Consider the following 23,120-nt stretch of genomic DNA (forward strand, 5'->3'; position numbering starts at 1 on the left):
TTTTCCTCTGTCACAAAATTGACTTATTTCGAGAAGATTCCATCGCATGTGGCCTCAGATTGCAAAATAACAACTGAACAGACACTAAACAGATATCAAAGATCGTGTAAATGGGATATTATTAAATCATAGATATATAATTTATATATTTGGGGAGGAACAGAAGGAATGAGCACAAGTAAGATTGGTATTCCTCTAGAAGGATTTGCCGAATATAGCAGAATGGCTGCCGTAGAAGGGGGAGTACTGCTTAAGAATGAGGACAGGATGCTTCCGATTAAGGAAACAGAAGTGGTGTCCGTATTCGGCAGATGCCAGATTAATTATTACCGGAGCGGCACGGGATCAGGCGGCGCCGTGAATGTGGAATATGTCATTCATGTATTGGATGGGCTGCGCAGCAATCCAAAAGTAACGATTAATGAGCATCTGGCAGAAGAGTATCAGAACTGGATCGCTGAGAACCCGTTCGACAACGGCGGGGGCGGCTGGGCTGCCGAACCATGGTGCCAGAAGGAAATGCCGTTATCCGATGAGCTGGTGGCAGAAGCGAAACGCGCTTCCGACAAAGCGATCTTCATTATCGGGCGCACCGCAGGCGAGGATAAGGACAATGCCGATGCAGCAGGCAGCTATCGCCTGACAGCTGAAGAGCAGGATGCGCTGAAGATGGTCTGCAAATATTTTGACCAAGTAGCTGTTGTATTAAATGTATCCAACATTATCGATTTAAGCTGGATTGAGGACAAGGAATACGAGGACCATATCAAATCCGTCATCTACGTATGGCAGGGCGGAATGATCGGGGGACATGCCGTTGCTGATCTGCTCTCCGGAGACGTATCTCCAAGTGGCAAATTGACCGATACCATCGCTTATAGCATCGATGATTATCCCTCCACTCAAAATTTTGGCAACGAGATCAAGAACCTGTACCAGGAAGATATCTATGTCGGTTACCGGTATTTCGAGACTTTCTGTCCTGAAAAAGTACAGTTTGAATTTGGCTATGGCCTCTCCTATACCGAGTTTGACCTGCAAGTAACAGGAGCCAGACAGGTTGGTTCAGGTCTGGATACAGAGCTGCAATTGGACGTTGCTGTAAAGAACATCGGCGATACATATGCCGGCAAAGAAGTTGTTCAGGTATACTACGAGGCACCACAAGGCGTGCTTGGCAAGCCTGTCAAAGCCTTGGGCGCTTTTGCCAAGACCAGCACTCTGCAGCCTGGTGAGACAGAAACGCTTACCATCGCTGTTCCCGTACGTTCCATGGCCTCTTATGATGATGGTGGTGCAACCGGACACAAATCTTGCTATGTGCTTGAAGCAGGCGCTTATGAGGTGTATGTCGGCAACAGCGTAAGGAATGTGGAAAAAGTACGTATCCATGACCAAGCTGCATTCATTGCTGAAGAGCTTATCGTCGTTGAGCAACTTGAGGAAGCAATGGCTCCTGTAGAGAGCTACACTCGTATTAAGCCTGGAAATCCAAAAAATAACGGCGTTTATGAAATCGATTTCGAAAAGGTTCCAAGACGCTCAGTATCGATGAAAGACAGAATTGAAGCGCGCTTGCCGCAAACCTATCCACAGACCGGAAATCAAGGCATCCTCCTAAAGGACGTACAAGCCGGCAGAGCCAGCCTTGAACAATTTGTAGCCCAGTTGACGAATGAGGAGCTGGCTACAATCGTCAGAGGCGAAGGAATGAGCAGCCCGAAAGTCACTTCCGGAACAGCTGCCGCGTTCGGCGGGGTCGGTGATAGTCTTCTTGATTATGGTATTCCTGTAGCCTGCGCGGCTGACGGTCCTTCCGGCATCCGCATGGATAGCGGCTTGAAGGCAACCCAGCTGCCGATCGGAACATTGCTCGCTTCCAGCTGGAATACTTCGTTGGTTGAATCCCTGTATGTGATGGAAGGGCAAGAACTGCTGCAAAATGAGATCGATACCTTGCTGGGACCTGGCATCAATATTCACCGCAATCCGATGAACGGCCGGAATTTCGAATATTTCTCGGAAGATCCATACTTAACCGGATGCTTTGGGGCCGCTGTAACTCGCGGTATCAAGAAAGGCGGTTCCAGTGCGACCGTGAAGCACTTCGCATGCAACAATCAAGAGAAGGCTCGTTCCAAGGTCGATTCCATCGTCTCTGAAAGAGCGTTGAGAGAGATCTATCTGAAAGGCTTCGAAATGACCGTAAAATTAGGAGAAGCCACTTCCATCATGACTTCGTACAATCCGATCAATGGACACTGGGCGGCTTCCAACTATGATCTGAACACAACCATTCTCAGAAATGAATGGGGTTATGAGGGCATTGTCATGACAGACTGGTGGGCGATCATGAATGATGTGGCAGACGGCGGAGAACCAAGCTGGAAATATACTTCGTTTATGGTGCGAGCTCAGAATGATTTGTATATGGTCGTGAATAACAATGGGGCAGAGATCAACTCCAGAGAAGATAACACGCTTGAAGCGCTGAAGAATGGAACCTTGACGGTTGGGGAGCTGCAACGATGCGCTATCAATATTTGCAAATTTATTATCAATGCCCCTGTATCTGCAAGGGAGCCTAAGCCGGCTGAAGAAATCATTCTATTCCAAGCCTTCACGAACGCTCCTGAGACCCAATCTGGCCAAACCGTCCAAGAACTGTCAAAAGAGACGAATGTCCACATTGATGCCAAGGATCAACCGGTTTATTTCAAGGTCGCTGAACCGGGAGTATACGGAGTCGTCGTTAATATGTGCTATAAAGCTACCAATTTGTCGCAATCCGCATGTAATCTCGTCCTTAACGGTGAGATTCTGACGACCGTTCAGACGAACGGTACCGATGGCAACTGGATTACCCAGAAGCTGTCCAGATTTGAGCTGGAAAAAGGCTTCTATGAACTAAAAATAGATTTTGTGAAGCCTGGCATGGAAATTGGCTGGATTGAGCTTATTCATTAATCCCCCGGCTCTTGTCCAGTCTGGCAAAACGCTAGCTGAATCATTACAAAAGGACGCTGCCCGCTGTTGATTGATAACAGCATAAGGCAGCGTCTTTTGTTGACGCATTCCATCAGGTATTACTTCACGGCCACATAGAACAGTCTAGCTGCCCCCTCGGCCGATTCTCCCCAATTGAAGTCGCCATAGCAGTGAATCTCACGAAAGCCGCATTGCAGCAGCTCACGCTCCACCCAGGCCGGATCATAGGCCCGTTGGATATGGTACTCTTCAAAGCGGCGGTATAGATTCCCACCCTGCTCCGCTTCGCGTGCAAAAATCGTCAAGTGATGCTCAATCTCGCATCTCTCATCATCGAACTCACAAGTCCAAATATAAGAAACCGAAGGCTCATCTAATATGAAGGGCTGCTCTTCATCATACTGCCGCAGTGTATTCGGATGATGAACATCGAACAGGAACGTCCCGCCCGGCTTCAATCCTTCATAGGTTCTGCGGAAAGTCTCGACGACCTCTTCTTCTTCCAGCAAATAATTTATGCAGTCGCAGAAGGAGATCACAGAATCAACCGGCTCCGGCAGTTCCCATTCCGTCATATTCTGCTGCACCCAATTCACTCTGCCATCTTGAAAGAGCCGAGCGCCTTGCGAGGTGATCTCCAAGCGCTGTCTAGCGACAGACAGCATGTCCGAAGACAGATCAATACCCGTCACCGTCAGGCCCGAATTCACCAGCGGAATCGTCATGCTCCCCGTCCCGCAGCCCAGATCGACGACGGTCTCAGGCTTGCCGTAATGCTCCCAGGCCGTATGCGCAAATGAGAGCCAATCAGAGTAGGGCATATCTGCCATCAATTCATCGTATACGTAAGCAAATTTTTGGTATGAAGCCAAATTCCCCATCTTTCTCACCTGACTCTCCTAGAGGTTGTTCAGAAAGTTCGCTTTTGAACACGTACTCTTATTCTTGATCGGCTTGTTCCTGCTCCGCAGACTTCAGATAGGTCCAGCTCTCTTTCTGGATTACCTTGCCTTCCTTCATCAGCTTCCCAATCGCCCGCTTGAATGCCGCTTTGCTGATGCCGAATTTCTGCTTAATCAAATCGGGCGGCGTCGAATCGGAATAAGGCATGCCCCCGGTCGATCGACTCTCCAAATAGGCTAGTATTTTATCAGCATCTTCATTGCGGCCGATCTCTTTGGGTGCTGACATGGACAGATTGACCCTTCCATCCTCGCGTACATGCGTTACGCGGACCTGAACTCGTTCTCCAAGGCGGAGCAACCGCGCTCTCTCCGAGGAATGAATCATTCCGATCACTCCAAACCCGAGCACTCCGCCGTCCACGATGACGAAGGTACCCATTTGCAGCGGTTTATAGACGATGGCCTCCAGCCATTGATTGTTCCAGCTTGTCGGAGCATGGAATGCATGCGGCGCAAGTTCCTGTTCTCCAGCAAGCTTCGCCTTCAGTCTGCCCTGCTTGTCATGCTCCATAATGACGTAGACCTTATCCCCAACTTGCGGATGAAGCTCACGCAGTTCCGGCAGCTCACGGATTGGCAACAACAGCTGGCGCCCCAGCCCCATCTCAAGGAAGCAGCCCAGCCGCGGGTGAACATCGGCCACTTCCAGAAGGGCCAGCTCGCCAAGCGTCAGCATGGGGCGCTTCATTGTCGCCGCTAGCCGATCCTCTGTATCGTAGAACAGAAATACGTCGACAGTATCTCCTTGCTTCACCGAATGCGTGAGCTCCGAATAATGGAGCAGCACATCCCGGTCTCCACTCTTAAGAAAATAACCAAAAGGAGAAACTTCCCGATCAACTGGAAGCGATACGACCGTACCTGCAATCAAACTCATACGTTCTCCACTACCTTGGCATCAGACCAAAGACGTTCGATATTGTAATATTCCCGCTCATCACGATGGAAGACATGAACAACCACATCGCCGAGATCCATGAGTACCCAGCGCGCCGAATCGATTCCTTCAATCCCCCGAATATTGGCTCCGAGATCCTGGGCGCGTTTGCGCACCTCGGTCGCGATTGCCTGTACCTGGGTATCCGAGTTACCGTGGCAAATAATAAAATAGTCGGCGATCAGGGATACCTCTTTTAAATCCAATACAACGATATTCATTGCTTTCTTATCTTCCACTGCCTTATAGGCTGCGTTCATCAATTCCATAGGTGATACTGCCATTCAATCTACCTCCTGCAATTATTTATTCCCATCTTCTACTTATCATCATAACCAAGCCTTCTAACTAAATCATTACGAGCCAGTACCGTCAGCGGAAAAATAATCTTCTGCTTCTCGATCAAGAACGTAATTGTCGAATCAAATCCGGCCACTAACGCCTTGTCCAGATTGTGCTCAGCCAGCTCGCGCATGTCGTCAACCCCCGGAAAATTGCGTCCGGGCTCAATATAATCCGCAAGACAGACAATCTTGTCCAGCAACGTCATGCCAACTCTTCCCGATGTATGGTAACGGATCGCATCCAGTACCTCCGGATCTTCTATCCCGTACTCATGCTCTGCCACAAAAGCCGCTACCTCGGCATGCAATAGCTGCTTATCATATTCCAGCAGTTCCGGATTCAGTCCATGCTCACGCATCACCGCTTCCTGCCGCTCTACCGGCCAGTACTTGGCCAAGTCGTGCAGTAATGCAGCTAAATCAGCTTTGACCGGATCAGCTCCATAGCGCTCCGCCAAGCTTACGGAGGACGCCATTACACCTTCCACATGCGTCCAGCGTCTTGCTGGCATTTGTGCGGATACAATGTCCAACAACTCATTTCGAGTGTATCGCATACAAACCGCTCCTTATGATATATTCATATACCTCTTCCGTCACCATGTAACGAATCGAGTGCCCCGCGGCGCTCCGTTTGCGGATCAAGCTTGACGATATATCCACTAGCGGCATATCCGCGAGCAATACCGTATCCTGAATGAAAGAGGGCATAAGGTCAAGCTCCAGGAAGCTGCCCGGCCTTTGCAGTCCGATAAAATGCAGCATCGAAGCCAGTTCCTCAATCCCCTCCCATTTTGGTAAATAGTTCACCATATCTGCACCGATAATGAAGTAAAAATCCAGTTCAGGATGCAGCTGCTTTAGCTCTCTGATCGTATCTATCGTGTAGGATACGCCACCGCGCTTAAGCTCGATATCCAGCGTCTTGAAATCGGCATGATTGCGGATCGCCGCCGCCACCATTTCAAGACGTTCCTCACCGCTAACCCCGGATTTGCTCTTATGCGGGGGAATATGGGAAGGCATGAACCAGACCTCGTCCAGGGCATACTGCTCTCGGGCGGCTTCAGCCGCTAATAAATGTCCGAGGTGAATCGGGTCAAATGCTCCTCCCATGATACCAACTTTTCTCATCTGGTCTTCCTCCTGCAGCTCTAAGGCAGCTCGATCTGCTTATACTCGGTCGATTCCTTATACAAAATAATCGTTCGTCCAATCAATTGTACAAGTTCTGCCCCTGCGCCGGCTGCCAACTCCTCTGCAATCTCTCGCGGATCGTCCAGATTGTTGTTCAGAACGGATACTTTGATCAGCTCGCGGCGCTCCAGCGCCTCCGAGATATGGCGGATCAGCTGATCATTCGTTCCTCCTTTGCCGACTTGAAAAATAGGTTGAAGGCTATGAGCCAATCCCCGTAAATAACGTTTTTGCTTTCCACTTAACATCTAGAATCAAAACCCCTTATAGTTATTAAATAGTATTGAAAATCTAATCATTACTCTATCTATTAGCCCAGACTTGCCAGTACAGCCGACTTCATCGCCTCGATGGGAGCGGGCCTTCCTGTCCAATATTCAAAGGCATATGCGCCTTGATATACAAACATACCAAATCCATTGTGAATGGTACAGCCCCTCTGCTCTGCCTGCCGCAGCAGCTCTGTCTGCAGCGGATTATAGATCAGATCGCTTACAACGATTCCCTCCGGAATCCTCTCTGGATCAAGCGGGATATCATTGATCTTCGGGTACATCCCAACGGAGGTTGTATTAATTAAAATGTCGACGCCCGAGATATAAGCACCGATCTGCTCCAGCCCGCAGCCCGTGATATTGCCGAGGTGGGCCCATTCCACTGCAAGCTGCAAAGCCGACTCCTTTGTCCGATTAGCGACAATCACCTGCGCTGGCCGCTCCAGCAACAAGGCATAAATAATCCCCCGAGCTGCTCCGCCTGCACCGATGACCAGCACCTTCCGTCCGGACAGATCGGGGACAGCTTCTTCCTTCAGTGAACGAATATAGCCGATCCCGTCCGTATTATAGCCCTTCAGCCGGCCTTCGTCGTTGACAATCGTATTAACCGCGCCGATATAACGCGCCCCTTTATCAATCTCATCGAGATCATCCATAACCTCTACTTTGTGCGGGACAGTCACATTCACGCCTCGAAAGCCGAGCGCGCGAATCCCCTGAATGGCATGGCGCAGATCCCCCCGCTTCACATGAAACGGCAAATAGGAGCCGTGCAGGCCAGTTGCCTGCAAAGCCGCCATATGCATCGCTGGAGATTTGGAATGGAGTATCGGGTCGCCCATTACGCCCAGTAACAGCGGCAACCCGTTATTTTCCCGCATCAGATTCGTCTCCTCCATGATGCCCCTCCCCAATCAATTTAACCAAACCTGCGAAATCGAACTTTGGATGCGTACCTTATCAACAACCTAGATCAGCGATGGACGCAGCATGACCTTGATCCCTTTTGGCACATGCACTGCGATGACTGCACCCATGTCGTTATTCACCTTGACCCAGCCCAGACCGGAGATGAAGACATCCACCTTCTGACCCTTGGCAATTTTGAACTCATGCCTCGTCCATTCCGGCAGATCCTCCAGATTGTCGCGGCTTGGTGGGGCCAGCAATTCGCCGGCATGATCTGCGAACAACTCATCCGCCCGCTCCAGCTTCGTCCGGTGCAGCTTGATCCGCGAGCTGCTGAAGCAGGTGAACGACTGTCGTTCCCCCTGAATGAAATCGAAGCGGCCGAAGCCGCTGAAGAAGATCGTCTGGCCTTCATTCAATTGATATACAGCCGGTTTAAGCGGCTTGTCCGGCATAATAGTACCAAGATCCTGAGCACTTACCAGCTCGCTGTATCTTGAAGGGTACACAATCCCCGGTGTATCAATAATCGCTCCACCATCATCAAGCGGAATATGCACCATGTCGAGCGTTGTTCCAGGATAGCGGGAAACTGTCAATTCCTGATCCAAGTCGCTGTATTCACGGATCAGGCGATTGATTAGCGTAGATTTGCCTACATTGGTCGCCCCGACCACATAAACGTCCCGATTGCCTCGATGCCGCACTACAGCATCAAGCAGACGGTCAAAGCCGCTGTTCTGCTTGGCGCTGCAAAGGATAACATCCTCTATTTTCAGCCCCATATCCTTGGCTTCCTTCTGCACCCAGTTGCGAATCTTGTTCCAATTCGAGACCTTCGGCAGCAGGTCGGTCTTGTTCACGGCTAGCAATACTGGATTGTTGCCAATGAACCGCTGCAGACCGGAAATAACGCTCCCTTGGAAATCAAATAAATCAACGATATGAACCACAAGCGCCTTCTTCTCGGCAATTTGACCGAGCAGTCTTAAGAATTCGCTCTGCTCTACCGTAACGGATGATGCTTCATTATAGTTCTTAATCCGAAAACAGCGCTGGCATATGATTGGTTCTCTCTCCAGCGCTTGCGTCGGAATATATCCCGGTTTGGACGGATCTTCACCTTGCAGCTGCACTCCGCAGCCACTGCAATGAAGAGCGTCTTCTCTTACCTGGACTTCTGTCATTTTCTATTGTCCTCCTCAAGCCATAATCCCGTCTTGCCTAGACGTCGTCTGACGATACGCTCCAGCCTACGGTTAATCCGAGTACCGAGACCTTCATCGGCTATAGAAATCGGCAGCACCAGCACAGTATATAAACCCTGTCGGTTCCCTCCGAATACATCCGTCATGAGTTGGTCTCCGACCACGATCGTCTGTTCCGGAGCCAGTCCCATGATTTGCATCGCTCTGTGGAACGGCGTTCCGAACGGTTTTCTCGCCTTATGCACGAATTCAATATTTAAAGGGGATGCGAATACGGATACCCTGTCAAAATTGTTGTTTGACACAATCACCAGCTTCAACCCGGCCTGCTTCACCTTCTCAAACCATTGGGTCAACTCTGGGGTTGCCGAAGGCACCTTGGCTCCTACGAGGGTATTATCCAAATCGGTAATAATCCCGCGGTACCCATCGGCATATAGCTTATCCAAATCAATGTCAAACACACTGTCTACCCGTAAAGCAGGCAAAAACTTCTCAAACAATTCGTTCACCTCGGTTTCATACGACACACTATACCATAATCTTTCCCCGACTTCCTTATATTTTAAAAAAGAAAATGTCCCCGGCGCAAGCGTCCAGGGACAAGTCTGATGCAAACATGTGACGGTTGTTTATTTTTTGCCATGATTGATGCGGGACAGCTTGTGACACAGCCGTTGGACACTGAGCCAATCCGCATTTGTCGCTGTCATCGGACTGTACATAGCACTTTCATATTTCTGTAACAAATGATCAAGAGTCCCCGAGAGCTCGGGCTGCTGCTCCCTGATCCGTTCGAACATTTCGCGAACCGTCTCATGCTCATGACGTTCGAACCCTTGCCGCTGCAGCTTCTTTACGGTACGCAAAGTTCCGTATGCAATCTTATCCGCATAGGTCAACGATCTGCCGAGGCGCAGGCGAACGAAGCCATAATAGATACGCTCCCGTAACTGATACAGAAGCCAGATGACCGCAAGCAATATAATACTCCCTGAAACATAACGTATCGCCGTGGTGTTGGCTGATAACCAGGAGGTCTCGTTCTCAACAGCGCTGTCCTGAACAATCTCCTCTGAATCCGGTTCATCCGCTGCAACTTCCTCCGGCGACTCATCCGCATATAACAACGGAGCCGTAAAGCCCGGCGTAGCTTCAAACGGAATCCAGCCGTATTCACCGAAGTACAATTCAGCCCAGGAATGGGAATCAGAATTGTTCACCTGGTACGCTGTTGATGTCGCTAGAGCCGGTCTCCCCCTCATATCCTCGGGATCCGGCTGGCTCCCCGGGCCATACCCTTTCACCCAGCGAGCCGGAATTCCTTGCGAACGCGCCATCATGACCATCGCGGTCGAAAAATAGTCGCAGTAGCCTTCTTTTACTTCAAATAAGAAGCTGTCCACGAAATCCTTGCTCCGACGCAGTGAAATATCAGGTTTGTTCGTGTACTCATAGTTAGCCCGCAAATATTCCTGGAGAAGCTCCATTTGCTTGTACGGAGTATCCCCATCCGCTGTAATCTCTTCCGCCAAATCCTTAACCCGCTCAGGCAATGAAGAGGGAACCTGCAAGTACGCTTCGTCGATGGGAACCTTATATAGATGCTTATAGCTGGCTCCACGCAGTTCAGTCAATGGAATGACAGGAATTTCTGATGTCACCTTATATTTAACCGGATAATCCGGCTGTGAGCCCCGGAAGCCTCCGCCCCAGCGCAGCTCCCCCTCCTGTGCGGCCCAGCTTAGCTTGGGATTTCCGCCACGATCCTCGTCCAGTAAAGATACCTTAGTAATGAAGTAACCCCCAAACAGAACCGGATAAGCTTCGTCCGACTCCATCGTAATGGTCTGCTCCACTTCCCTCATTTCAATATTTCCAGCCTGCTCATGAGTCAGGCCCGCAGGGGTAGTCATTCCGCGAAAGACCTCATAGTCCCGCTTTTCCTTATCAAAGTCAGCCCAGCCTTTTCCGGTATAGATATGTCTCGTCTCACCGCGCCAATAAGTACGCAGCGGCGAGTCTACCGACATCACCGGACTGTAATTGAATTCGAAGCCTCCGCCAAGCTCGGTATCATCTCGACTGTAACCGGAGAGAACTTCCTGTGCGTCGGAGTCTTTGTTCGTGATCGCATTTGATATAGCAGACTGTACTTCGCCGCCGCTCCCCTGTCCTCCGCTTCTCCCCTTCCAAGCTGTATAAGGATCGGTAAGTATAGGAGACACGGGAGGCACACTCGTGCCGATCAATAATACCCCTGCGAAAATAAGCAGAATATTGGAGACAATCTTGAACGGATACTTCCGCAGTCTAAGCCAGCCATAAGGATAAGCTATTTGATAATCGCGCAGATGAAGACAGACGAGCCAGCCGAGGCCGGCAAATACCGTCCAGGCTACATTTTGCCATAATTGATAAGGAGTAAAAGAATCCAGAATGGCAAAAGCGACCAGATCCGCTGCCAGAAACAGCAAAATATATTTTCGCGTAAGAAGTAGTCTTGATATAAGCTCCATGGCTAACCAGGTGATTAAGGCGAACCAAATATATGGGATAAATTCCATAAGCATTTGCAAAATCTGATCGGGAAACAATCGTCCGTACGGCATGTAAATCCCATACCTGATCAATATTATCCGACAAATAATCACAATAGAGAGCAGCTTGCCGATATTTCGCACCAGGGAAGCTACAGGCAGAATAGCAATCGCCGCCACAATGATCAGTGTCCAAGTTACAATATCGGTCGTCTCTTGGAGCCAGATTGGCTCTGTAAAGCTAACCCACTGCATCCCTAGCAGGATAATCCATAACATTTTAAAGAGACGATACCAATAAACCGGTTCATCGGAGCGCTTCAACCGCGGCCACCCCCTAACAATACAGGCAGCTCGGTTAGAGACGATAACTGAATGCCAGCGATTTCCTGACGGTTATATAGAGATCCGGGACGCATACGTGAATCCACATTCCCGGTGCTGTTGATATGAATATGAAATGGAGCCATTTGGCTTCTTTTGGCCCAGCGCAGCATATCGAACAGAAGCTGATCTGCCAGTGGAGTAATTATAATAAAGAACGCCCCTGCATTAAACAGTTCCTTGCGCTGTTCAAGCTGAGCCTGATAATTACCGCTGCCTTCCGGACTAATATCTACTAATTGATGCAGCATTTGCTGGCGCTCAAGCGGACTCTCCGTCGGGGCACTGCCCCAAACCTCTCGGCCAAGAATACACAATCCCATGTTGATTCTCTCTCGGCCTCCAAATTCCAGTAAAGAAGCAACCGTTGATACGGCCAGTTCAAACGCCTCCCGAGCAACATAACTGCCAGCATGAGCATCCAGTATAATCATCGTCTTCGGAATTGATTCACGCTCGAATTCCTTCGATTTCCAGGAGCCTGTCTTCGCCGTGGCATTCCAGTGGATTCTCGAAATTCGATCCCCGTAAATATAGTCCCTTACCCCGTTTATTTGTGTCGTCTCACGGCGCGATTGCAGGATCGTAGTCTCAGGTCCGGAATAGCGGGAGTTGCGGCTGAATAATTGCCAGCGCGGGATGAAGATCGTCCGCGGGAGTACATAGAACTCTCCTTCTGCCCGGAACGCTCCTTCATGCTCCAACAAACCGAAAATATCCTTAGAACGGAACTCCGTCGCCCGAAAGCTGTATTTTCCCCGTTCCAGCGGTGGGGTCTGATAGATAAGCTCCAAATGGCTTCCTAGGCGCGGGACCATGCTATCCTCATACTTCCAGGAATCTCCGTTATGCCGCTGCAACTGCTCATTTACTATTAAATAAGGAAGCATAATAAGAGTAGGCAACTGCAGCCTTAGCTTCACCTCAACCTGGCTTCCGGCTTGGATGGCCTGCTTCCCCGTTAATTCGCCGTTCAGCGATAAGCTACGCTGTCCTCTGACCCGCTTTACGCCCGCCAGACTGCAGATGACCCAATACAACGCCAGCACATTGATCATTGTAAACAGCATGAACGATGTCTTTCCACCCTGAAACAATACGTATAACAAACAAATGAACCATAATGAAGCCGCTTTCCAAAAATTCCCGGAAGTCAGACCTGATTTTACTGCACTCATTATGCCCCGCATCGTTATCTCCCCACAGCTACAGGCACTTGGATCTGCCGCAGGATCTGGAACAGCACCTGATTGCCGTTCATGTTGCCGAGTCTGGATTCCGGGCGCAATAAAATTCGATGTCCCAGGACATAGGGAGCTAAAATTTTGATGTCATCCGGCAGGACAAAATCACGGCCTTGCAGGAATGCAAATGCCTTCACCGCTGTGAGGAAAGCAATCGAGGCCCGAGGCGAGGCACCGAGCAGAACGTCTGCATGCTCTCTTGAGCGCCGTACGATCTCTAGCAGATAGTCGGTCACGATCTCACTTGCATGTACGTCACGGATTTGCTGCTGCATTTGCCCGATCTCTTCCATCGTCGTCACCGGTCTCAATTGATCTACAGGCTGGCCTTGCTGATGGGAATACAGCATATTCTTCTCTGTCTCTGCATCAGGATAACCGATCTGAATCTTCATCATGAAGCGATCGAGCTGGGCCTCGGGAAGATGATAAGTCCCTTCGAAATCGATCGGATTCTGGGTAGCGCAAAGCATAAATGGATGCGGGAGATCATAGGTTACGCCGTCTGCGGTCACGCTGCGCTCCTCCATCACTTCCAGCAATGCCGATTGTGTCTTCGTGGTTGCCCGGTTGATCTCATCAACCAGCAGTATGTTGGTCATAACCGGCCCTGGCCGGAACACAAAGCGCTCCTCATGAGGATGGAACACGGAGACGCCCGTTATGTCACTAGGCAAAATATCAGGATTACACTGTATTCTGCGATATTCTCCATTGATTGATTTACTCAGAGCCTTAATCAGCTGGGTCTTGCCAGTTCCGGGAACATCCTCTATCAAAACATGCCCGCCGGCTAGTAGCGTTGTTAATAGAAGCTCAATCTCGAATGACTTGCCTAATATACAATTCTGCAGATTATCACGAATGGCAGAAAGTGCCGTAGTAATTGGTTCATTTACAGGCATAAGCTTGTCCCCTTCCAATCATCGTTTACTATATCTCCCTATTTTACATGATATCGCTAGACTAAGTATACTCAAGTTCATAGAGGTCATCCAAAAAATCCGCTTTCGCTCAAAAAAACCAATTGGGGCCAATTCAAGAATAAGCGACCGCAATTCAAAGGCAGGTTTTCTTGCGATTTAAAATTCCGTCAACTCCGTTGATAACTTATTTATTTTAAGCCCAACATAAAGCAGCACTGTAAATTTATTAAACAGCGGTTCTGAATTTCACTTGGGCCTAAGTAAATGCTTGCTGATGCAAGTTTCCAGCGTACTCACTACAAGCAATGCTTGCTGATGCCAGGTTCCTGCGGAAACATCTCAGATGCCCGCGTACTGATCACAAGCTAATATGCTTGCGAGGTCTGTTCTACGAAAACGTGTAGTTCCACTCCTCCTCAGTCTTTGGCTTTATCCCATCTTCACAGTGCTAATAACCGTACTTTTTGAACGCGCATAAAAAAAGAGCGTACCTCTCGCCGAATGGCTTAGAGTCGCTCTTTTATGTTCCCGCTTATCTTATCCTTTTGGTCGGACGACAAGTGCAGCCAGGAAGGAGAAAATGATCGCTGCCGAGATACCGGCGCTGGTGACCTCGAAAATCCCGGTAATGACGCCAATCCAGCCATCCCGCTGCAGCTCGGAGAGTGCGCCGTGAACCAGCGAGTTGCCAAAGCTTGTGATTGGCACCGATGCTCCCGCCCCGGCGAATTTTACAAGCGGATCATATAGTCCGAATGCATCCATCACCGCCCCGATAACAACAAGGGTACTCATCGTATGTGCGGGAGTAAGCTTGAACACGTCGAACATGATTTGCCCGAGTACACAGAACAGTCCCCCAACGATAAAAGCCCATAGAAAAATCATGCTGAACCTGCCTCTCTTTCCAGAGCCACCGCATGAGCGATACACGGGATGCTCTCTCCCTGCTGATAGGATAGCGGGGATAACAGCGCACCCGTCGCAACGACCAACACACGATTCAGCTCTCTTTGTTTCATTTTTTTCATAATATGTCCATAAGTAACGACCGCAGAGCACCCGCAGCCACTGCCTCCAGCCATGACAAAATTCTGTCTCTCCCGATCGAAGATCATCAGCCCGCAATCATTGAATTCGGTCTTATCCATGGATAGTCCGTCCTTGCTTAGAACATCCTTAACAATAGCATGTCCTACCGAGGCCAGATCGCCGGTTACGATTAAGTCGTAGTCCTCCGGCCCCCGTCCTGTATCGCGGAAATGCGTGACGATCGTATCGGCTGCTGCCGGGGCCATGGCGGCTCCCATATTAAAAGGGTCCTTGATCCCCATATCCTGAATGCGTCCAATCGTCGCATGTGTGATGCGAGGCCCGGTCCCTGATGAGGAGACTACGGCGCAGCCGGAGCCTGTAATCGTATATTGAGCTGTTGCCGGTTTTTGTGATCCGTATTCCGTTGGATAGCGGAACTGCTTCTCCACGGTGCAGTTATGGCTGGCCGTCCCGGCCATCGCATATTTGGCACCCCCGGCATCTACAATCATGGCCGCGATGGCAAGGCTCTCCATCGAGGTTGAGCAGGCCCCAAATACGCCGAGGTAAGGGGCGGCAATATCTCGGGCAGCGAAGGTTGCGCTAATAATCTGATTCATCAGATCGCCGCCAATAAAGAACTGGAGCTGCTCTTTGGTGATGCCTGCATTCATAAGCGCCAGCGAAGAGGCGTGTTGGAGCAGCTTGCGCTCCGCTTTCTCCCAGGTCTTCTCATCAATCTCCAGGTTGTCGTAGATAAAGTCAAAACTTGAAGAGAGCGGCCCGTCTCCCTCTTCTGGGCCAACCACGGTCGCCGCCCCAATAATCGTCGGTTTGCTGCGGAACTCCCAGGTTTGTGCACCGGTCAGCATTTTAATGCGCCCCCCCTAGGCCAAAAATCACATGTACAACTCCCACGATAAAAGCGGCTACCACACCAAATACAATGACGGAGCCAGCCAATTTGAACATATTGGCCCCTACGCCAAGCACTAGACCCTCCGCCTTTGATTCAATCGCCGAGGAACACATCGAGTTGGCAAATCCGGTAACCGGAACGGCTGAACCGGCGCCTGCCCACTGTGCTATCTTATCGTATACACCAAGCGATGTCAGAATAACGGATATAATGATCAATACAGCAACGGTCGGGCTGCTCGCTTCCTTCGAGGACATTCCGGCAAAGGTCATGAAGAGCTGCTGGATGCACTGGCCGATGAAGCAGATGAAACCGCCCACCAGGAAGGCCTTTAAGCAATTTTTGAAGATATTCGACTTCGGCTTATGGGAATCAGCAATCTGCTTATAGTCCTCTTCAGTCAACGAGATGGAGTTCAACCTGAACCGGGCGCCTGATTTTGTCTTTGTTGGCACTATTGTCCCTCCTTCTTGTGATTTGATTCCTCTCCTAACACTGCATATTCATTATTTGCCACTTGGCGGCTTGTTATGTTTGGTAAATCATCCATATCCGGCTGAACAGCAAAAAACAGTGTCCCCCAGTTTCCTGAGAAACACTGTTTGTCTGATAAATGTGCAAAAATTAAAGACCGACCTTCCGCCCCTACAAATACTGCAAAATAATGATGAGCAGAATAAACAGCAGGAATATTACGATCCAGTCCTTGGAGTAACGCTCCATCTTCGTTAGCCTCCCAATCATTTCCTTAACTTATCCGCAGTATATGCTACAGGCGCATGCAATGTGCGATATTCGCCCACTCTTGGGCTTATCCCTTTACAAATAGACAATAATAGCAAGATGGTACATACTTAAAGAGGTTGTTTAACAAGTCCGCGCGATGGATCATGAAGCAAATTAGAAAGCGGACCGTATTTAAATCATCTGCAAGGAGAGATGCGAAATGAATACTAAAACGTTGGAATTATTCAAGCAGCTAACCGAATTCCCTGCGGCGCCGGGCTTCGAACGTGAACTGCGTGCCTTTGTCAAAGAGAAAATGTCGGCCTATACCTCAGAATTTCTGCAGGATCGACTGGGTAGTATATTTGGGGTGCTTCGCGGAGACGATAACGGCCCTAAAGTAATGGTAGCCGGGCATTTGGATGAGGTTGGCTTCATGACCACAGGAATTAGCGATCACGGGATGGTCTCCTTTCAACCGCTTGGCGGCTGGTGGAGCCAGGCTGTACTGGCACAGCGCCTGCAGATTATTACTCCGCAAGGCCGGATTATCGGTGTTGTCGGTTCAACGCCAACCCATCTGCTAAGTGAAGCGGATCGCAGCAAGCCGGTGGACCTGAAGACGATGTATCTGGATATCGGTGCAGACAGCCGGGAGCAGGCAGAAGCGGCAGGGGTGCGCCCAGGTCAGCAAATCGTACCGATCTGCGAATTTACACCAATGGTAAATCCTAAGAAAATTATGGCCAAAGCCTGGGATAACCGTTACGGTGTAGGTTTGGCGCTCGAGTTAATGGAGGCTCTACATAAGGAGAAATTGCCAAACACCTTGTACTGCGGTACTACAGTTCAGGAGGAACTGGGTCTGCGCGGAGCACGGACTTCCGCCAATATGATCCAGCCGGACATTTTCTTCGGCCTAGATGCCAGTGCGGCCAACGATACGACGGGAGACAAGAAAGCGTTCGGTCAGCTTGGCGGAGGTGCCCTGCTGCGAATTTACGATCCAACGATGCTTACCCATCGGGGTATGGTCGAATATATTCAGGACACGGCAGATACGAATAAGATCAAATATCAATATTTCGTCTCTCCAGGCGGAACGGATGCCGGCCAAGTCCACCTGAGCGGCAGCGGCGTACCTTCAACGGTTATCGGTATTTGCTCCCGCTATATCCATACCTCGTCATCCATCATCCACACGGATGATTACGATGCCGCCAAAGAATTGTTGACCAAACTCGTCAAAGGGCTGGACCGTACGACGCTGAACACGATTTTGGAGAACAGCTAATCGAACGATTTTATTAACCCTTAATGGCAAGAGAGAATTCCCTTATTCAGTGAAAATCTGGATGAGGGATTTTTTAGTTAGGGATCATTAGAAGCATTTGGCGTTGTTCGATACTTTTTATCGCGCAGGCTCCCTAGTCTTTGGTGGAGGTCATGTCGTCCTTCCTATCCTGCAAGCGGAATTGGTTCCATCAGGCTGGCTAACAGACGCCCAGTTTCTTGCAGGTTACGGAGCAGCTCAAGCTGTACCTGGCCCCTTATTTACCTTTTCGGCTTATTTGGGTAGCGTGATGAACGGATGGGCTGGTGCCGTGGCCGCTTTAATCGCGATGTTCCTGCCTTCATTTCTATTGGTGATTGGTACTTTGCCTTACTGGGATACAATCCGCCGCCGCTCTAATGTCCAATTCGTCTTTCAAGGAATGAACGCTGCCGTGGTCGGCATCCTGCTTGCCGCCCTGTATGATCCGGTATGGATCAAAGCAATTCATACTCCTTACGACTTCTGTCTAGCACTTGCTGCCTTCGGCATGCTTATGCTTTGGAAGCTCCCACCGTGGATGGTTGTGTTGTTCTCAGCGGTTGGTGGAGCGTTGTTAGTGTCTTTAGTATCGTAGAGGAGGGTTCTGTGGAGGTAAGATAGAGAGAGAAATACCCGCTTAGATTTATGCCTAGGTGGGTATTTCTATTAGATTCTATCGGTATCACAAAAAAGCAGCCCAGGATTATCGTCTGGATTGCTTTTTTCATAACCTTTTTATTAAGCTGCTGACAGAAACAGAAGTTTCAATAAGAATCTTTTGAGATAGAGAATAAAAGGAAGCCAAATGAGAATGAACCTTTTTTTAAAAGCATTTGTTCCTGATCAGATATTAAATTCTTAATCAGAACTGACGCGATGTAATAGGACAGCGAGAATAAGCTTCTTATAACGAACCGTATCAATTCCCTCTATTTTTTCGATTCCAATGTCTCTAGATACTCGGAAATCTGGCTTGGCGTTTTGGCGTATTTGCTATGAAGATGAGCTATCTTCTCCCCATTTTTATACACCAGAAGACTTGGGATTCCGCGTACTTCATTTTTGCTCGTAATCTCTTCAAGCTGTTCCACATCCAAAGCATAAAAATCTTTGTCCTGATGTTTAGCCATAATATCTGGCATGAACTTATCCAGCGTCTTGCAGTCTGGACACCAGATAGCATCGTATTTAATAATAGTCAATTGATTGCGATTAATCAGTTCCTCATACCGTTTCTCTGTTTGAATGCGTTCCATAATAAGACTCCCCCCTGCCTTGTTTTCCGTAATCACGTTGCACTTAATATGTTATTTTAACCATTTACACAATAGTATGCAAAAGGAATCGATCCTTCCACCCCCATAGCACGTGTTCACACCTCACAAGGGTTGGAATTTGATTATGTTGGTGTCATCATCGGTAATGATTTAAAATATGATCCTCAATCGATACGTATTTATGCTGACTTTGAAGAGTATAAGGACAAACAAGGGAAAAAGGGACTGAAAAATGATAATGAACAACTAACAAAGCTAATTAAAAATATATACAAAGTGTTAATCTCTAGAGGAATGAAAGGGTGTTTCCTCTATTGCCGAAACCCGGAGCTGCGGAACTATATAATTGGGCAGAAGCCTCCTGATCCGTTTTCGCTGATATGTATTCCAGATGCTCTTCCTGCAGTTTTCTTCGCAGTTCTATAATATATGTCTCTATGTCCAACGTCTTGATGGTATACTGCTTCCCCTGTGCTCCGATAATGTCCGGGATTAGATCCCGGACAAGCTTGTTATAAACTGGCATGGTGTCGTTATACCCCTCTCTGATCATAGAAGTATTGCTAGGTTTCCTCATATGTCTAGATTCTACGGCGACTAACCTAATAGTTCCTGAGCAACATCGCTTGAAAATGGGGATTTCCTTCACCCATATCTCGTGTATGAAAGTCTTCAATTTGCAAATGACACTTGATGATTTGTTGAATCTCCTCGTCTGGATACATGGCAAAATATCTCTTAGGCTCATAAGCATCCTGCATCCAAATACCGTCAGTGGAAATCCCTCCATAGAGCCCTAAGTAGAATAAGGCGTTTGGCTTCAAAATGCGCTTAATTTCCGTAAGAACGACAGGAAGCTGAGCTTTTGGAACATGTAGCAAACAGTTCATGGCATAAATCGCATCAAAGGATCGATCTGCAAAATCCAGATGGTAGAAATCCATTACCTTAGCATATAATCCCTTTTGTGTGCACAAACGGACCATTTCTTCTGACAAATCCACAGCTGTAATATCAAATCCATGCTCTTTAAAATATAAGCTATCCCGTCCGGGACCCGCTCCAATTTCTAGAATACTTTGTACCTCATTCGATCGGAATGCATTTAACACTTTAACTCTTTCCTCAGCCTTCCAATCTTCCAATTGTGCTGAATCCCGGAGATTGGCATGATTGTCATATGCCTCCCGAAGAGACAATTTGATGCTTAAATTATCTTCACTCATTAATATGGAACCTCCCCACATATAAGCCGCGATTTCCGGATCATCTTCTTTACTTTAGATCTATCCTAGCACATTTCTTTAACGGCTACCCTTATTTATGTCATCGCTAGAGGACTTACGACGAGTCTCTAGTTTTCCGTAACGAACTCATGCGTGTTAAGATACGAATAGATTGGATTTCTGTTTTATGCTTTATAAGGGGGATGTAGAATTGGCGGAATGTAAGACTTCATTTCATTCGGATGGACTAGACGATATCCTAGTGCTAGATCGCACGCAACACCTAGAGGAGCCTGACATTCTGTATCCTTTTGCATTAGACGAGCTGTTGTGCAGACATACAGGCAAGGGAGGTCCCGCTGTATGTCATCTATGGCGCCATCCGAGAGGCTTCGTGATGGGATTGCGTGACAGCAGACTGCCTCATGCAACAAAGGCGCAGAAATGGCTGGAATCGCTTGGCTACTCGACGGCTGTCCGCAGCACGGGCGGAGCTGCCGTACCACTCGATTTGGGTGTTGTGAATATTTCCTTAATCCTTCCGAAGGAAGGTCTTGGTGACAAATTCTTCCGCTCGGATTATGAGCGTATGTATCAGCTAATCAAACTTGCCCTGCAGAATACGAGCTACACAATCGACAAGGGTGAAATCGATGGCGCATACTGCCCTGGCGATTATGATCTCAGCATAGGCGGCATCAAATTTTGTGGCATTGCGCAGCGTCGTCAAGCCCACGCCTTTGTCGTACAGGCATTCGTCATATGCGAAGGTTCGGGCAAGGAGAGCGCAGGTCTCGTCCGCTCGTTCTATGAGCGTGCAGCGTTAGGCGTGCTGAAAGGGGATCATCCTGTCGTTACCGAAGATAAGATGGGCAGTCTGGAAGAACTAGCTTCGCTTGGAAGCGACGCGGCGCAGGTATTCATAGAATCTACTAAACAAGTGATCCGGGGATGCCAATCTGAACTTTGTCTCGAGCAGGCTGCCTCAGGATTATGGGTTCCAGAACCGGAACAAGTGCATGCCTTCATCCATACACTGCGTGAACGTTACGGGATCAAAGCGTGAAAGTGAATAGGTGAGAATGGTCCCCTCTCCTATTCCTTTATACTGTATAAGATCAAACCGATGTCCATAATAAATTTTGAAAAACAAATTCAACTCCCCAATAAACATCACTCGGTTTCTGCTGCTGCAGTGCGACATTCTAGTAAAGGATTAACAACGACGCGAAGTTAACCAATACAGTTCCCTACTTTAACTTCCATATGTTATCGGTATAAATGGAAATCCTGACAGACCTATGCCAGGAAACAGTTGTTCTCCAGAAAAAAAAGATCAATCATGGTGGTATCTAACCATAATCGACCTGTTTGGTGTAACGAAAAATCGTTTCTATTCTAATCGCTTCTTGAGTGCATCTTCTGACATGGTATTAAAATCAGTAAATGAATCAAGACTTCACTGACAACACAGAATCCAACTGCCCCCACCAGCTATAGTCTTCCAAATGGCTTACATCGAACAACATGACACCATGCGTGCGTTGTTGGCACATCTGAACCGCTTTTTCAAATTGATCAATGTTTCCTTCGTAATCCTTCAAATATAAGCTCGCGATGACTGGAATCTGTCCGTTAATTGCCTCTAGGCTCATTTGGATCGCGCCTTCTACGCTGTACCATTCCGCAGGCCTGCCATTCTGGACGGCTTCTTCAATTCGTACTTCGGGATAATAACAACCGGTCATAATGAAATCCAATTCATCGGCATACGCGGAAATATGATATTCTTCAGATGCCCATGGCAAGTTCGAACGATAGGTTTCACTGGCCCAATTGACACCCTCGTTGTAATATAGCGGATACCATGACCCAACATAAATGCTGAAGGACAGACTTGGATTTGTGGATTTAACAACTTGCTTAGCCGATTGCACGAAATGTTTAATGTTCAGCGCACGCCATTCCGTCCATTTCGCGAACCAGCGCCCATGCTCGATTTGTTTCGTACCTTCTTGTAAGGTAAAAATGTCTTGTGGCCATTGTGCTACCGGCTGACCAATATATTGCTCGAATGCTCTCCTGCTTAATTCGCTAAAATCACCATAGACATTCGGATAGCGACAGCGGTCAAGCACTATACCACTAATTTTATAGTTTGATGCGATCTCCTTCAGAATCCCAAGCTCGTGCTGTTGAACTTCTTCATGAATCGGGTTCACAAAGATCGTATCATCATCCGCATTTTCAGCGGCTACCGGTTCCGAAGAAAGACTCGGCTGATACAGCATGACCTGCCAATCCTTCTTGTCATAAGCAATACCATCTCTTGAACGGGTCGTCCCTTCTGCGAATACATCTACGTTAGCAATGACTTGAAGCCCGACAACACTCGCTTCCTCGATCATTTCCGCAAGAAAATCTCTTCCTTCCCATACTTGATAACTTCCGTCTGACCAACGGCTTACATGATATGCATAAGAACTTGGGAATGTCGTATGTCCATAGGGGATTTTGGCATCCACCACCAAGTGGGTTACTCCAGCTTGCTTCGCACTGTTCACAAGGCGCTGCCTCTCCGCACGATCCGCTAGTCGAACCCCATTCGCGATAAAATCAACCCACAACACATTTGCTCGCTTTTCCATGGATATATTCATATTGGGTCACCTCAACTATATAAATTTTTATAATTCGGGGTG

Annotated in this window: 23 protein-coding genes and 1 pseudogene; 5 read left to right on the top strand and 19 right to left on the bottom strand. The window is 48.5% G+C overall.

The annotated features are described in order from the left end of the window. Positions 1-168 precede the first annotated feature (168 nt). Positions 169-2,967: a glycoside hydrolase family 3 C-terminal domain-containing protein gene (locus BN1360_RS23025; RefSeq protein WP_068782174.1), complete on the top strand. Its 2,799-nt coding sequence runs from the start codon at positions 169-171 to the stop codon at positions 2,965-2,967. Positions 2,968-3,086: 119 nt separating this feature from the next. Here the strand turns inward: BN1360_RS23025 and BN1360_RS23030 are convergent, their stop codons facing one another. The 15 genes from BN1360_RS23030 to spoVAC form a co-directional block, all read right to left on the bottom strand. After that, on the bottom strand, positions 3,087-3,860 hold the full coding sequence (locus BN1360_RS23030; RefSeq protein ID WP_068782539.1) for a class I SAM-dependent DNA methyltransferase: 774 nt from the start codon (positions 3,858-3,860) through the stop codon (positions 3,087-3,089). Between the two features lie 67 nt (positions 3,861-3,927). Beyond that, positions 3,928-4,830 (bottom strand): CvfB family protein, encoded by a 903-nt coding sequence (locus tag BN1360_RS23035; RefSeq protein WP_068782175.1) that lies wholly within the window; start codon positions 4,828-4,830, stop codon positions 3,928-3,930. Continuing rightward, a complete protein-coding gene (gene rsfS, locus BN1360_RS23040) occupies positions 4,827-5,174 on the bottom strand; it encodes a ribosome silencing factor (RefSeq protein ID WP_068782176.1) in 348 nt (115 codons plus the stop codon). Before rsfS ends, BN1360_RS23035 begins: the two co-directional genes overlap by 4 nt. 35 nt (positions 5,175-5,209) lie before the next feature. After that, complete coding sequence (gene yqeK, locus BN1360_RS23045; protein ID WP_068782177.1) at positions 5,210-5,791, bottom strand: bis(5'-nucleosyl)-tetraphosphatase (symmetrical) YqeK; 582 nt, start codon at positions 5,789-5,791, stop codon at positions 5,210-5,212. Continuing rightward, on the bottom strand, positions 5,772-6,368 hold the full coding sequence (locus BN1360_RS23050) for a nicotinate-nucleotide adenylyltransferase (RefSeq protein WP_068782178.1): 597 nt from the start codon (positions 6,366-6,368) through the stop codon (positions 5,772-5,774). The genes yqeK and BN1360_RS23050 overlap by 20 nt, the downstream gene beginning before the upstream one ends. A 20-nt stretch (positions 6,369-6,388) precedes the next feature. Continuing rightward, complete coding sequence (gene yhbY / locus BN1360_RS23055; protein WP_068782179.1) at positions 6,389-6,679, bottom strand: ribosome assembly RNA-binding protein YhbY; 291 nt, start codon at positions 6,677-6,679, stop codon at positions 6,389-6,391. A 62-nt stretch (positions 6,680-6,741) separates the two neighbouring features. Next, the gene (aroE, locus tag BN1360_RS23060; protein WP_068782180.1) at positions 6,742-7,608 is read right to left on the bottom strand and encodes a shikimate dehydrogenase; all 867 of its coding nucleotides are present in this window, start codon (positions 7,606-7,608) and stop codon (positions 6,742-6,744) included. 69 nt (positions 7,609-7,677) lie between these two features. Then, positions 7,678-8,805 (bottom strand): ribosome biogenesis GTPase YqeH, encoded by a 1,128-nt coding sequence (gene yqeH / locus BN1360_RS23065; RefSeq protein ID WP_068782181.1) that lies wholly within the window; start codon positions 8,803-8,805, stop codon positions 7,678-7,680. Further along, entirely contained in the window at positions 8,802-9,329 is a 528-nt protein-coding gene (locus BN1360_RS23070) for a YqeG family HAD IIIA-type phosphatase (protein WP_068782540.1), read from the bottom strand. The genes yqeH and BN1360_RS23070 overlap by 4 nt, the downstream gene beginning before the upstream one ends. 129 nt (positions 9,330-9,458) lie before the next feature. Further along, entirely contained in the window at positions 9,459-11,690 is a 2,232-nt protein-coding gene (locus tag BN1360_RS23075) for a DUF4129 domain-containing transglutaminase family protein (protein ID WP_229521081.1), read from the bottom strand. Beyond that, complete coding sequence (locus tag BN1360_RS23080; RefSeq protein WP_229521082.1) at positions 11,687-12,928, bottom strand: DUF58 domain-containing protein; 1,242 nt, start codon at positions 12,926-12,928, stop codon at positions 11,687-11,689. The genes BN1360_RS23075 and BN1360_RS23080 overlap by 4 nt, the downstream gene beginning before the upstream one ends. A 14-nt stretch (positions 12,929-12,942) precedes the next feature. Then, positions 12,943-13,899, bottom strand: a complete 957-nt coding sequence (locus tag BN1360_RS23085) for an AAA family ATPase (RefSeq protein WP_068782183.1) — start codon at positions 13,897-13,899, stop codon at positions 12,943-12,945. A 558-nt stretch (positions 13,900-14,457) separates the two neighbouring features. Then, positions 14,458-14,808, bottom strand: a complete 351-nt coding sequence (gene spoVAE, locus BN1360_RS23090; RefSeq protein WP_068782184.1) for a stage V sporulation protein AE — start codon at positions 14,806-14,808, stop codon at positions 14,458-14,460. Beyond that, positions 14,805-15,827, bottom strand: coding sequence for a stage V sporulation protein AD (spoVAD, locus tag BN1360_RS23095; protein ID WP_068782185.1), 1,023 nt, complete (start codon positions 15,825-15,827; stop codon positions 14,805-14,807). The genes spoVAE and spoVAD overlap by 4 nt, the downstream gene beginning before the upstream one ends. Position 15,828: 1 nt before the next feature. Beyond that, positions 15,829-16,329 (bottom strand): stage V sporulation protein AC, encoded by a 501-nt coding sequence (gene spoVAC / locus BN1360_RS23100; protein ID WP_068782186.1) that lies wholly within the window; start codon positions 16,327-16,329, stop codon positions 15,829-15,831. A gap of 491 nt (positions 16,330-16,820) precedes the next feature. Here spoVAC and BN1360_RS23105 point away from each other — a divergent pair, with 491 nt between their 5' ends. After that, positions 16,821-17,894, top strand: coding sequence for a M42 family metallopeptidase (locus BN1360_RS23105; RefSeq protein ID WP_068782187.1), 1,074 nt, complete (start codon positions 16,821-16,823; stop codon positions 17,892-17,894). A 103-nt stretch (positions 17,895-17,997) separates the two neighbouring features. Further along, positions 17,998-18,510 (top strand): chromate transporter, encoded by a 513-nt coding sequence (locus BN1360_RS23110; protein WP_324254309.1) that lies wholly within the window; start codon positions 17,998-18,000, stop codon positions 18,508-18,510. 334 nt (positions 18,511-18,844) lie between these two features. Here BN1360_RS23110 and BN1360_RS23115 read toward each other — a convergent pair whose 3' ends face one another. After that, positions 18,845-19,171, bottom strand: coding sequence for a thioredoxin family protein (locus tag BN1360_RS23115; protein WP_068782188.1), 327 nt, complete (start codon positions 19,169-19,171; stop codon positions 18,845-18,847). A 132-nt stretch (positions 19,172-19,303) separates the two neighbouring features. On the opposite strand from BN1360_RS23115, the pseudogene BN1360_RS26470 reads away from it, so the two are divergent. Beyond that, positions 19,304-19,453 (top strand): annotated as a pseudogene (locus BN1360_RS26470) (DNA/RNA helicase domain-containing protein); the annotation flags it as partial. Positions 19,454-19,478: 25 nt separating this feature from the next. On the opposite strand, the gene BN1360_RS26090 reads toward BN1360_RS26470, so the two are convergent. Together BN1360_RS26090 and BN1360_RS23125 are read right to left on the bottom strand one after the other, a co-directional pair. Then, positions 19,479-19,718, bottom strand: a complete 240-nt coding sequence (locus BN1360_RS26090) for a nucleoside triphosphate pyrophosphohydrolase (RefSeq protein ID WP_068782189.1) — start codon at positions 19,716-19,718, stop codon at positions 19,479-19,481. 76 nt (positions 19,719-19,794) lie between these two features. Then, positions 19,795-20,418 (bottom strand): class I SAM-dependent methyltransferase, encoded by a 624-nt coding sequence (locus BN1360_RS23125; protein WP_068782190.1) that lies wholly within the window; start codon positions 20,416-20,418, stop codon positions 19,795-19,797. Between the two features lie 211 nt (positions 20,419-20,629). On the opposite strand from BN1360_RS23125, the gene BN1360_RS23130 reads away from it, so the two are divergent. Next, the gene (locus tag BN1360_RS23130; protein WP_229521083.1) at positions 20,630-21,484 is read left to right on the top strand and encodes a lipoate--protein ligase family protein; all 855 of its coding nucleotides are present in this window, start codon (positions 20,630-20,632) and stop codon (positions 21,482-21,484) included. Between the two features lie 385 nt (positions 21,485-21,869). Here BN1360_RS23130 and BN1360_RS23135 read toward each other — a convergent pair whose 3' ends face one another. Beyond that, a complete protein-coding gene (locus tag BN1360_RS23135) occupies positions 21,870-23,078 on the bottom strand; it encodes an alpha amylase family protein (RefSeq protein WP_068782192.1) in 1,209 nt (402 codons plus the stop codon). Between the last annotated feature and the right edge of the window lie 42 nt (positions 23,079-23,120).

It is taken from the genome of Paenibacillus sp. GM2 (assembly GCF_900069005.2).
Classification (GTDB): domain Bacteria; phylum Bacillota; class Bacilli; order Paenibacillales; family Paenibacillaceae; genus Fontibacillus.